The following is an 11,853-nucleotide window of genomic DNA, read 5'->3' on the forward strand; positions in this document are numbered from 1 at the left end:
ATTGTATACAGATTCATCAACTTTTAATGACTCACTCTTATTATACTTTATTATCAACTCCAACATTTGCTGATGTAACTTAAATATATAGAACCAACTTTTTGATGAAATATTTTTATCTATATTACATTTTTTCATAAAGGTCGTAAATTCATTAATATATTTTGGATAATAACTTAGCAACTTAGGTATATTATTATCAATCCACCTATCATTATATGACTTATCTTTAAACGACTCAAATACTTCATCAAAAACTCCATTTAACAATTGTTCTACTTCGCTATACTCGATTATTTTCTCTATGTCTTTTTTAAAACTACTAAAAAACATAGATGGGTTGTCTAAACTATAAGATTTCCAAAATAAATTTTCATAAAAAATTTTATAATCAATAAGGATTTTAGATTCAATCCACTTTCCTTTACCAATTCTCAATTCAATAGTTGTACTAACTGTTTTTATCATAGTTATAACTAAAAAAAGATATAATAATAATAAAAATAAAAAATCTAACTGCCAGATAATATTTAGATCTTTTTGTAAATGAGTCAACAGAGTATTTCTATAAAGAAAAACAGACAAAAATGGGATTAAACAAAAAGATAGAATAAAAAAATAAAACATTTTTGACTTGCTTAACTGATACGCGGAAGAGCGATTCAATATATAATTTAATTTATTTTCACCCATATAAATATCTTTTTCAGCAGTATTAGCTATAAACTGAAGAAATCCAAAGTACATTCCATATAAAGAGAGTACAGGAGTCACATTCTTTATTGTAGAAAATAGACCATCTGAAAAATTAATTTTAGAGCCAGAGTCTATAAACTTAATATTTACTGGATTAAGTCTAATAATAAGATAAATTAAAACAAAACTTGTTATAGCCAACATTTTTGTATAGAAATTCAAATTATCTATTAAAACATTCTGCTTAATAATTTTAAATTTAATTAAAAATAGCTCAAACACATCTTTTATATAAGGAATTCCTAAAAGTAAAAATGATATCCCGCTAAGTAATAATCTATATGATAAAAATATGGTTAAAAAATAGAATAGAATTTTATATTCTAGTTCAAATTTTGAAATAAAAAGATATTCTCCTAATAAAAAAATGATATAGATAAGCCCTGATAAAGACTTTTGCATGAAAGTTAAAGCCTTATTATAAATACTCCCTAAGAACAATAGGTAAGGTATTATAATAACAAGCCATAATAGTTTGGTAAAGCACATAATTAACATATCGTTATTTACAATATTACCTACAAGATTACAAAAAATAAAATAAAAAACTAAATCAGAAATCCTAAGATTTTTACATAAAAAATAAACCGACATACCTATGAATAACAATAGTATAGTTAAATATGAAATAATCAAACTAAGCACTCCAATATATAGTATTATTTTTAAATTATACCAAAAAAACACAGTTTTTACACTGTGCCTTATTATATTATGTATTTATATTTTGATTTCAAACCAACTTCTTCATCTCATCAATCCGTGCTACGGTCGCATCGTATTTGGCTTGGTAGTCGGCTTGTTTGTCGCGTTCTTTTTGGACGACTTCTGGTTTGGCATTGGCTACGAAGCGTTCGTTAGAGAGCTTCTTACCGACCATGTCCAGTTCTTTTTGCCATTTAGCCAGTTCCTTGTCGAGACGAGCTAGTTCTTCTTCGACATTGAGGAGGTCTGCGAGTGGCAGGTAGATTTCTGCTCCTGTGATGACGCTTGACATAGCGAGTTCAGGTGCAGGGATGGTTGATGCGATTTCCAAGTGCTCTGGATTTGTGAAGCGTTTGATGTAGTTGACATTGCTGTTAAAGAAGGCTTCCAAGTCGCTATCGCTGGTCTTAACAAGTATTGTGATAGGCTTGCTTGGAGCAACGTTTACTTCTGCACGCGCATTCCGAACGGCACGGATCAAGTCTTTGAGGCTTTCCACACCTGTATGAGCCGCAAGGTCTTCAAAGGCTGGGTTGACAGTTGGGTATTCTGTTGTAACGATAGAGCCTTCTGAGATCTGTCCAAAGATTTCCTCTGTCACGAATGGCATGATTGGGTGAAGGAGGCGAAGGATCTTGTCCAAAGTGTAAAGGAGAACAGAACGTGTGATGACTTTCTCTTCTTCGTTATCGCTATAAAGGACTTCCTTGGTCAACTCAACATACCAGTCCGCAAACTCGTCCCAGATAAAGTTGTAGAGGAGGTGTCCAGCTACACCAAACTCGAACTTGTCAAAGTTTTCAGTGACCTTGCCGATCGTTTCATTGAGGTTGTGGAGAATCCAGCGGTCTGTGACATTTCCAGCTTCCTTGTTAACAACTTTTTCGACATTGGCAGTAGCTTGCTCGAGGGTCAAACCTTCATTGTTCATGAGGATGTAGCGAGAGATGTTCCAGATTTTGTTAATGAAGTTCCATGAAGCATCCATTTTCTCGTAAGAGAAGCGCACGTCTTGGCCCGGCGCAGAGCCATTTGAAAGGAACCAACGAAGGGCATCAGCACCGTATTTCTCGATGACATCCATTGGGTCAATCCCGTTACCGAGAGATTTAGACATCTTGCGTCCTTGCTCGTCACGAATGAGACCGTGGATAAGCACGTTTTGGAATGGCTGACGGCCTGTGAATTCCAAGGATTGGAAAATCATACGAGACACCCAGAAGAAGATGATGTCGTAACCTGTTACCAAGGTTGAAGTTGGGAAGTAGCGTTTGAAGTCTGCTGAGTCCACATCAGGCCAGCCCATGGTTGAGAATGGCCAAAGGGCAGAACTGAACCAAGTATCCAAGACGTCTTCGTCCTGAGTCCATCCGTCGCCTTCTGGAGCTTCTTCTCCGACGTACATTTCACCCTCAGCATTGTACCAAGCAGGGATTTGGTGACCCCACCAGAGCTGACGAGAGATGACCCAGTCATGGACATTTTCCATCCATTGGAGGAAGGTATCGTTGAAACGAGGTGGGTAGAATTCAACTTTGTCTTCTGTATCTTGGTTGGCAATAGCATTCTTAGCCAATTGTTCCATCTTGACGAACCATTGCGTAGACAAGCGTGGCTCAACCACAACACCAGTACGCTCTGAGTGACCAACACTGTGGACACGTTTTTCGATTTTAACAAGAGCACCGATTTCTTCCAACTTAGCAACGACTGCCTTACGAGCTTCAAAACGGTCCATGCCAGCAAATTCGAAGGCCAAATCATTCATAGTTCCGTCGTCGTTCATGACATTGACTTGTGGCAAGTTATGGCGTTGACCAACCAAGAAGTCGTTTGGATCGTGGGCAGGTGTGATTTTCACGACACCAGTACCAAACTCAGGGTCAGCGTGCTCATCTCCAACGATTGGAATCAATTTATTAGCGATTGGAAGGATGACGTTTTTACCGATCAAGTCCTTGTAGCGTGGGTCTTCTGGATTGACCGCAACGGCAACGTCCCCAAACATAGTCTCAGGACGAGTTGTCGCAACTTCAAGGGCGCGTGAGCCATCTTCCAGCATGTAGTTCATGTGGTAGAAAGCACCTTCGACATCCTTATGGATAACCTCGATATCAGACAGTGCTGTGCGAGCTGCTGGGTCCCAGTTGATGATAAACTCACCACGGTAGATCCAGCCTTTCTTGTAAAGTTCGACAAAAACCTTGCGGACGGCTTTTGACAAGCCTTCGTCAAGAGTGAACCGTTCGCGAGAGTAGTCTACAGAGAGTCCCATCTTGCCCCATTGTTCCTTGATGGTAGTGGCATATTCGTCTTTCCATTCCCAGACTTTATCTAGGAATTTTTCACGACCGAGGTCATAGCGGGAAATGCCTTCACCACGCAAGCGCTCCTCAACCTTAGCCTGAGTCGCAATCCCCGCGTGGTCCATCCCTGGGAGCCAAAGTGTGTCAAAACCTTGCATACGTTTTTGACGGATGATGATATCTTGCAAAGTAGTATCCCACGCGTGACCAAGGTGGAGTTTCCCAGTTACGTTTGGCGGTGGAATGACGATAGAATAAGGCTTAGCCTTTTGATCTCCAGAAGGCTTGAAAACATCCGCATCAAGCCATTTTTGGTAACGGCCAGCCTCAACCTCGGCTGGATTGTATTTAGGTGAAAGTTCTTTAGACATGTGTGTTCTCCTTTACTGTTTTCAAGATAAGTATTTTGATATTTTTAAAATATTACGTTTCATAAGATTCAATAACTATTTCGAATTATCTCACCATCCCAACTCAACTCAACTTTGTTTTGAACATAGGAATCGTTACAAAATTTAAGATGTTCCTTTTCATAGTCACCACAATTTACCATACAACAACTTACATTATCTAAATCCAGAGCTTTTTCATAATAGTTTTCTGGGAATGCAAAACATCTATGTTCTATCTTTAAGGAATCTGAATTAATGATTTGGCTAATAGGTTTCATTGTCTTTGTTGAAATATAAGTCCATCCTACCACTTGGTCATCAGTTTTATTGTTTTCATTCTCAATATTATAGAATTCATCTTTTATAAAATTAGACAACTCATACACTAGACTTTCATTCAGTTTGGGAGAAATTTTTTTTGAAAATAGGGGCTCAAGGATTTGTCCAATATATTCACCGTATCTTTTAAAACTATCATCGTACTCTGGATTGGTAAACATTTTTCCATCTATAGGGAGAAGTTGAATATCTTCCTTTACTCTATATACAAAAACTGCCATTTTTTCATGTGTATCTTCCGCATCAACTTCGTAAAAAACTGAATTAAAATCTGGAGAGACATAAAGAACAGGTTGTTCTCCTCCCCCTTTATTTAATCGCATTAAGGCTTGATGTTTATTAATAAATCTCCACTTAATTGGATCAAAATCTTCTTTAAGATTATCACCATCATATAACTTTATCGCTCGATATACATAGGAGTCTTTTTTTACCATGAATCTTGGATTAGATCTTAAGAAAGAACCGTATTTATCTAAATATATTATTTCTTTTACTATTTCTGTTAATTGTTCTAATTTAGCATCCGTTTCTTTCTTTAGAAGATATTCCAATTCACTTTGTAACTGTTTCATTTTATTAGAATCTTTTAAAAACAAACAACTCTGAACATATCTAGCGATTTCATTATTTGACTTAAATTTTGGAAAACATACCTTATTCGTATCAGAATCAAATTGTAAATTGTTGTATAGTGTAGCACCACCAAAAATTTTTCTAGAGATCAATAAAGATAGTTCTTCGGGATTAACAACCTGATCCAAAAAATCTTTTTTAAAAGAAAATTCTTCTAAATCAATCCCATTAATAAATTCTCTATGTCTCCTTCTAAGGTTACACAGGTAGGTTTTTTTTTGATTTATTACTATTTTTTTTTGACATGATAAACTTTCCTACGCCTCCCACTCACTCTTCAGCAAGCCATATCTCAAATCGTCACAGCGATTGCCTCGGGCATCTTTGCGGTCTCGAATGCGAGCTTCGAGGGTAAAGCCAAGTTTCTCTGCGACTCGCTGACTTTGTTTATTGTAATCAAAGCATCGAATTTCAACCTTGTGGAGTTTAAGAATGGTAAAAGCAACTTCTATCAAAGCACTGACGGCTTCTGGCATATAACCCTTTCCCCAATAATCTGGATGCAGGAGGTAGCCAATTTCAAAGACATCATCTTCATGGCGGTGATTGAAGTCACAAGAGCCAATAACTCGGTCATCCCCCTTAACTGTAATGCCATAGCCAGATGGAAGTTGCTTCTTTTCTAAATTTTCAAAATAGCGATTTTCAAAATAGTCACGCTCTGCTTCCAAGCTATCTACAGGAGGAAATCCAGCTGGATAACAGACTTCAGGCAGACCAGCATAAGCAAACATATCCTCCACATCATCTGCCGTTCTCTGACGCAATATCAAACGCTCAGTTTCCAACTTTGGCAACTCTTTGCCATTATAAGATTCAAGAAGTTTCATACAAACCTCCTTTCCGCAACATAAAAATAATCCCTTCCTAGTCAGACTAGAAAGGGACGAATGTGTTTATCCGCGGTACCACCCAATTTCGGGCAGATGCCCGCAACTTTTCTCTTCTTCTTTCTCTTTTATGACGTCGTTAAGTCGCTTTGGCATACGCTAGTATAGCCTGCAGCTCCTTGCCTAGTCCTAAAAGGAAACAAAAAGACACTTTTATTTCAATTTTTCATCCATCAGCAACCAGCTTTGACGCATTTGTGGACTTCTCAGCACCGCCACTTTCTGTAAAATGCTTGACTCAAAACACCTCTGATGAACCTATTCTATCACCTTTCCAGCGAAAAATCAATAATTTCTCTCACCCAAAAGTCCGTCTGGCAGGTCATGAAATCCTTTGCCCGCCTGATAGTTGGCGAATTTTCCCAAAAGGAACTGGTAGGCATCTAGACGACTTTCATAGCGAATAGCTGCTTCCTTGGCCCGCTCATCCTGGTCCGCCTCGTAGACCGCCTGACTCTCCTTGAGCGCCATCTCGTTAATCATGACCTGGGTCTTGACCCAAGCTTCAAACTCCTGTAAAAATTCCTGTTCGTAACTCATTTTTCTCACTTTCTAACTGCAAATACCTAGTCCAAATCTCGGTAAAAATCACTGTCAATGTCACGGAAGGGCTGAATGTCCTGTACATACTCCAGCACCCCCTGAAATTCACCAGCCTCATCCCGCACCGCCGCATAGGTCACATGGACAAACTTGCCCCGCGATTCCGACTTGAACCACATCTCAAACTTGTCCCGCTCTCCCTCACGCAGAGCCTTGAAAATCCGACGTACCTTGTCCAAAAGCTTGGGCGGGTGGCAGAGCTCAACATTGCGCCCTATCTGGGAAGGCGTCCGCTTGAAAATCATCTCGTCCGCCGGCACGCTGTCATTATAATACTGGAAAATATCGTCCTTATTGACAAAGGTAATCTCCATGGGCAGATGGTCCAAAATCAGATTGGCCTCCGTCACCGACAGATAGCCATGACCAAAAGGATGCTGGGACTCCCGATTAAAGGCTGGCTCCTTCTTTTCCTTAGGCTTAAAGGAAATAGTGACCTGACCATCCGGCGTATCAATGACCTGCTCAAATCTGCCAGCACTAGTCTGCTCCGTGCTGGCTGGCGCTTCGCTTGCTTCATCATCAGCATCCCCAGCTTCCTCCTCCGAGAATGAGTACCGCGCAGGAATCCATTTCTCCGTCGGCTTGATGATAGCATAGCCATAAGCATCGCTCTCCTCAGCAATCTTGAGCCAGTCATCCTGCGTAAAGGACTCGAGGAGAATCATCAGTAAAATAGACTCTTCCTTGAAAATCATAGCTTCAAACTCAGCAGCAAAAGTCTCAAACTTGTCCTTGACTTCCTCAATCGAAGTAGCAGGCAGCTGCTCGGCAGCAATCTTAGCCTCTTGGAAAAGTTCTCGAATCTGATCATCTACCCCCCACATGACCTTTGGCGGCGAATCGTGGCCGTAGCTCTCCATGATAGGAAACATGAGCTCTTCCTTACGCTGATAGTGGATATCAAACTGCCCCACCAAACCCAGCTGGCGCTGGAGTCCCTTGCGGATTTCTGGAAGAAGTCCCTCATCTTCTGTGCTTTCATAGGTCGATAGGAGCCTGCGAACCCGCATGAGGGCAGCCCGCAAGGCTAGATTTTCCTGCTTAAAGATCTGAATCGGATGGCCCGAATGGTCGGTGTCTGCCACCTCCACATCCTGAATAGCTCCTTTAAAGAGATTAGCATGGACATTGCAGAGGGACATGACATCTTCAAAGGTCACTCCTGTATCTGAGTTCATCAGCTCATGCTCCATCAGGCTGATCTCGATAGCGGACACACCAGCAAAATGCTCATTGAAAAGCTCCTGAACAGACTCTGCAGAAGCTCCGTTATGTAGGTCCAACAAGATAGACTTGAGGACTTCAATGCGTTCAGTAGCCATTTCTAAATCCCCACCACTTCATAGCCGTTTAATTCCAGCGTTTGCTTGATTTTATCCAGGTCAATGCCATTCATGCTGGCTCCTTTTTTGATCGAAACCATGCGCCCGACTGTATTGCGCATGACAGGATTGGCCAGAGGCTTAAAGCCCAACTCGACCAAGACATCTAAAACTTCGGGCTGCTTCTCAATCACTTCTGCCACTGGGATAGACAAATCAATCACATTATCCATATGCCCTACCTCCGTATATTTTTTATTATTATATCACAAAAGATGCCTCCTATAAAAATCCTTCCCACACTTGCTCAAATTCGGTCTTAGAGAATATAACAAATTCTAATAGGCTATAAGTTATTGTTATAAGGACACTGATAAATTTAGTTTCACAAGGAAAAGCCAGTCCTATCAAGAATTTCTGAGATTTCTTTCACAAACTTCTATCTTTTGCCAGATTACAGCTTCATTGAAAACGCTTTATTATAGTGATATAATGATTTTAAATACAGAATAAAGGAGATGCCCTATGTCTATTACAGAATTGTTGAACATCAAGTACCCTATTTTCCAAGGAGCCATGGCTCAGATTTCCCACTACCAACTGGCGGCAGCTGTTTCAGAAGCTGGTGGGCTGGGAATCATCGCTTCAGGTGGAATGACGGGTGAGCAGTTGCGCGAAGAAATCCGTGAACTGCGTAAATTGACTGACAAGCCATTTGCCGTCAATGTTATGCTCATGATGAAAAATATCAAGGATATTGTGACAGTCATCATTGAAGAAAAAGTTCCTGTCGTAACGACTGGGGCTGGTACACCGAAATTCATCATGCCTTATCTGAAAGAGGCAGGTATCAAGGTTATCCCTGTTATTGCCAGTGTCAAACACGCGCAAAAAATGCAAGAGCTCGGAGTTGATGCCGTGATTGCTGAAGGTTCTGAAGCTGGTGGTCATATCGGTGAAACCAATACTATGGCTCTCATTCCTCAGATTGTTGACTCCGTTGATATTCCAGTCATCGCTGCAGGTGGAATTGCCGATGGTCGTGGTCTCGCTGCTGCTTTTGTCCTCGGTGCACAAGGGGTTCAGATGGGAACGATCTTCCTAGCTTCAGAAGAATGCCCAATTTCATCAGGCTACAAGGATGCCATTGTCGCAGCCAATGACACTGCTACTGCCGTTACTGGTCGTATTGCTGGTGCGCCGGTTCGTTGTATCCGCAATGAAATGACCGACCACTATATCGAACTAGAAAACAAAGGCACCAATCGTGACGAACTCGAAGAAATCACCATCGGTTCTCTTTCTAAAGCTGTTTACGAAGGAGATACCGTACATGGCTCTATGATGAGTGGCCAAATCGCAGGCTTAGTCAAGGAAATTCGTCCATGTAAAGAAATCCTCGACACAATCGTTGCCGATGCTCAGAAGGTTCTCCAAAACACTGAAATCAAGCTATAATCCTCTAACTCAAAAGAGAGTGGGACAGAAATCGGTAATTCGTCAGAATTCGATTTCGTCGTCCCACCTCCGCACAGTTGAGTAGGGCTGTAAAAGCTGATGAAATCAGCGTAATAGAGCCCACTCAACCACTGCGTCTTGCTCAACAATCCAAAGACAATTGAGAGGCTAGGACTTTTGTCCCAGCCTCTTTTGCTGTTCATTTAGGCTTGTTTTTCAACAAATTACTCTTTTACTTGTCTTTTTTGACCAATTCACCACTGCCTCGGTTCGTGTTGTCTTTCCCTTGAGAATAACATCTTTTAATCCTACCATTGATAGATATTCATTAAGTTTTTCAATATCTTAACTAAGCACTTTCATATTTGCTATTAACTTCAAATTTTTATAAGCATCAAGATGACCATAAAATGAAGGTCCCAAAACTAATCCTATCCTAGATAATATATTTTCGGAATTCTGTTCTACGGTTTGATTAAAAATAGTTATTTCCCCAGAATCTGGTTTTAAAATCCCTAGAATCATTTTGATAATTGTAGTTTTTCAAGCTCCATTTGGTCCAACAAAACCATATACTTTTCCCTTCTTTAAATAAAATGAAGTGTTATGAATAACTTCAGTATCTTTAAAGCTTTTTGTTACATTAATAATTTCAACTATAGCCATCTCTACTCCTTAGTTTACAGCAAGAAATTATGCTTAATTCTTATCGTTTTTTGTAAAAAATCAGCGAACCCAATAATATTCCATTCAACAAGCCTAAAGAAATACCATATTCAACTGGAAAATCTAAAAAAATTGCAAACACTATTCCAATCATCACCCCTAGTTAGATTATTAAATCGTAAAAAATAGGGCTTCAATTTTTAGCTGCATTTTATAATTGTTTTATTATGTTTTGAAGAATTAAAAATCGGGGTGGTATATTTACCTTACCGACCACTTTAATTTTGTTTTCTACAGTAATTGATGAGGAAATGAGAGTTTAAAATCGATTTTAACAAAATATCTGTACAGAAAAAGTATAGAACATGCTATAATCGTTATACATAACGTTATGTACAACGTATATAATCTACAAAAAAGAGGTGAGAATATGAGCGTGCAAATTAGTATGCGTGTATCAAAAGAACAGAAAGAAAGACTTGTAGAACTATCTAAAAAACAGAACAAAAGTCTGACTCAGTATGTTTTAGATAGATGTATTATAGATGATGTAGCACGTTCTAGCGCACGTGTAAAAAAATGCTACAAAGTCAAATTGAGCAATTGCGCGATGATTTTGAGCGTGAACGTACTCAACTAGTGGATCAAATCGATCAAAAAGACAAGCAGATTGCTGACATGATCGGAATCTATCATTTAGAGGTAAAAGTAATGGAGGGAATTTAAATGGGATTTAGGATATTCATGCTAATCGTAGTTTTACTTATTCCGTTAACTATGCTTTTATTTGGCTGGCTATTTTTCAGGAGAACACCGAAAGAAATCAATTATTTTTTCGGATACCGAACAAAAAGGTCCATGAGGAATGAAGAAACATGGAAGTTTGCGAATCAATATCTTGGGAAAGTATGGTATCTTTGCGGACTACTTTCAGCACCTCTCTCCGTGATTGCCATGGCCATTGTTTTTGAAAAGGGAACGGAGACAATGAGTACTGTTGGCTTTATTATCACGATGATTCAGACAATCCCTTTTGTTGGCGCGATGATTTCAACAGAGATTGCATTGAAGAAAAACTTTGATGAAAACGGGAGAAGGAAATAAACGAGGTATATCCATCACTAGAAGAAAAGCAGCAAATCTTTTATATTTCTTGATAAAGGATCATCCCTTTGTTTATGGATGTAAGCGGATTGCAGCATCCATTTTTTGGAATTTCTAGGGAGAAATTTGGTTATGAATCGATAATATAACTTGCCTACTATCTGACACTACAAATTACACTCTAGATCCTTTAGAGAAAACTATGATAAAATCCATTCTACACACAATGGATTCGAGGATCAGTCCATCAGATGAAGAATTACTTCAATTAATAGACTATCTTTTCAAAGTCGAAAAATGGGGTTACTATGAGATTGTTCTATTTGGTAACTGTGTACGAACAATTAACTACAATTCCTACTTCTTATTGACAAAGGAACTGCTAAAGAATTATCTCTACTCTCCTCTGAATAAAACCAATAAACGAATGGTCGCTCAACTTGCTATAAATTGTTTAATTCTTAGTATAGATGAGGAAAAATTTTCTAATTGTTGCTATTTAATTAGTGAGATAAAAACATTATTAGATAATGAATTGAACTTCTATGAACAGACAGTTTTTCTCTATGCAACTGGCTACTATGAATTTAAACGCCAATTAAGTAGTGGAATTGAAAAAATGAAACAGGCCATACAAGTATTCGATATTTTAAGAGAAGACAAGTTAAAATTA

Annotated in this window: 12 protein-coding genes and 1 pseudogene; 4 read left to right on the forward strand and 9 right to left on the reverse strand. The window is 39.0% G+C overall.

The window, feature by feature from the left end:
* The 7 genes from D8793_RS11500 to D8793_RS11530 form a co-directional block, all read right to left on the reverse strand.
* The coding region (locus D8793_RS11500) for a hypothetical protein (protein ID WP_142999383.1) at positions 1-1,158 on the reverse strand (1,158 nt) is incomplete at its 3' end.
* Positions 1,159-1,489: 331 nt separating this feature from the next.
* Positions 1,490-4,138 carry a valine--tRNA ligase gene (locus D8793_RS11505; protein WP_125371816.1) on the reverse strand — a complete coding sequence of 883 codons (2,649 nt, stop codon included), beginning with the start codon at positions 4,136-4,138 and terminating at the stop codon, positions 1,490-1,492.
* Positions 4,139-4,206: 68 nt separating this feature from the next.
* Positions 4,207-5,262 (reverse strand): hypothetical protein, encoded by a 1,056-nt coding sequence (locus D8793_RS11510; RefSeq protein ID WP_125371817.1) that lies wholly within the window; start codon positions 5,260-5,262, stop codon positions 4,207-4,209.
* Between the two features lie 129 nt (positions 5,263-5,391).
* Complete coding sequence (locus D8793_RS11515; RefSeq protein ID WP_125371818.1) at positions 5,392-5,964, reverse strand: GNAT family N-acetyltransferase; 573 nt, start codon at positions 5,962-5,964, stop codon at positions 5,392-5,394.
* 345 nt (positions 5,965-6,309) lie between these two features.
* Positions 6,310-6,564, reverse strand: coding sequence for a DUF1912 family protein (locus D8793_RS11520; RefSeq protein WP_002899692.1), 255 nt, complete (start codon positions 6,562-6,564; stop codon positions 6,310-6,312).
* Positions 6,565-6,590: 26 nt separating this feature from the next.
* Entirely contained in the window at positions 6,591-7,952 is a 1,362-nt protein-coding gene (locus D8793_RS11525; RefSeq protein WP_125371819.1) for a DUF438 domain-containing protein, read from the reverse strand.
* A 2-nt stretch (positions 7,953-7,954) separates the two neighbouring features.
* Positions 7,955-8,185: a DUF1858 domain-containing protein gene (locus D8793_RS11530; protein WP_045498993.1), complete on the reverse strand. Its 231-nt coding sequence runs from the start codon at positions 8,183-8,185 to the stop codon at positions 7,955-7,957.
* 292 nt (positions 8,186-8,477) lie between these two features.
* Between D8793_RS11530 and D8793_RS11535 the strand changes: the two genes are divergently transcribed.
* A complete protein-coding gene (locus D8793_RS11535) occupies positions 8,478-9,410 on the forward strand; it encodes a nitronate monooxygenase (RefSeq protein ID WP_125371820.1) in 933 nt (310 codons plus the stop codon).
* A 345-nt stretch (positions 9,411-9,755) separates the two neighbouring features.
* On the opposite strand, the gene D8793_RS12290 is transcribed toward D8793_RS11535, so the two are convergent.
* Entirely contained in the window at positions 9,756-9,935 is a 180-nt protein-coding gene (locus D8793_RS12290) for a P-loop NTPase family protein (protein WP_260471143.1), read from the reverse strand.
* Positions 9,936-9,953: 18 nt separating this feature from the next.
* The gene (locus D8793_RS12295) at positions 9,954-10,076 is read right to left on the reverse strand and encodes a P-loop NTPase family protein (RefSeq protein WP_260471144.1); all 123 of its coding nucleotides are present in this window, start codon (positions 10,074-10,076) and stop codon (positions 9,954-9,956) included.
* A 579-nt stretch (positions 10,077-10,655) separates the two neighbouring features.
* Between D8793_RS12295 and D8793_RS11955 the strand changes: the two genes are divergently transcribed.
* The 3 genes and pseudogenes from D8793_RS11955 to D8793_RS11560 all read left to right on the forward strand — a co-directional run.
* On the forward strand, positions 10,656-10,802 hold the full coding sequence (locus D8793_RS11955) for a hypothetical protein (RefSeq protein WP_156025221.1): 147 nt from the start codon (positions 10,656-10,658) through the stop codon (positions 10,800-10,802).
* Entirely contained in the window at positions 10,803-11,180 is a 378-nt protein-coding gene (locus tag D8793_RS11555) for an SdpI family protein (RefSeq protein ID WP_125371822.1), read from the forward strand. It begins immediately after the preceding gene.
* A gap of 136 nt (positions 11,181-11,316) precedes the next feature.
* Positions 11,317-11,853 (forward strand): annotated as a pseudogene (locus D8793_RS11560) (Rgg family transcriptional regulator); the annotation flags it as partial.

Source organism: Streptococcus cristatus (assembly GCF_003943465.1).
Lineage (GTDB): Bacteria > Bacillota > Bacilli > Lactobacillales > Streptococcaceae > Streptococcus > Streptococcus cristatus_C.

Coding starts and splice junctions, on each gene's coding strand:
- D8793_RS11505 (WP_125371816.1), bottom strand. CDS start 4,138: ATGTCTAAAGAACTTTCACCTAAATACAATCCAGCCGAGGTTGAGGCT.
- D8793_RS11515 (WP_125371818.1), bottom strand. CDS start 5,964: ATGAAACTTCTTGAATCTTATAATGGCAAAGAGTTGCCAAAGTTGGAA.
- D8793_RS11520 (WP_002899692.1), bottom strand. CDS start 6,564: ATGAGTTACGAACAGGAATTTTTACAGGAGTTTGAAGCTTGGGTCAAG.
- D8793_RS11525 (WP_125371819.1), bottom strand. CDS start 7,952: ATGGCTACTGAACGCATTGAAGTCCTCAAGTCTATCTTGTTGGACCTA.
- D8793_RS11530 (WP_045498993.1), bottom strand. CDS start 8,185: ATGGATAATGTGATTGATTTGTCTATCCCAGTGGCAGAAGTGATTGAG.
- D8793_RS11535 (WP_125371820.1), top strand. CDS start 8,478: ATGTCTATTACAGAATTGTTGAACATCAAGTACCCTATTTTCCAAGGA.
- D8793_RS12290 (WP_260471143.1), bottom strand. CDS start 9,935: ATGATTCTAGGGATTTTAAAACCAGATTCTGGGGAAATAACTATTTTT.
- D8793_RS12295 (WP_260471144.1), bottom strand. CDS start 10,076: ATGGCTATAGTTGAAATTATTAATGTAACAAAAAGCTTTAAAGATACT.
- D8793_RS11955 (WP_156025221.1), top strand. CDS start 10,656: ATGCTACAAAGTCAAATTGAGCAATTGCGCGATGATTTTGAGCGTGAA.
- D8793_RS11555 (WP_125371822.1), top strand. CDS start 10,803: ATGGGATTTAGGATATTCATGCTAATCGTAGTTTTACTTATTCCGTTA.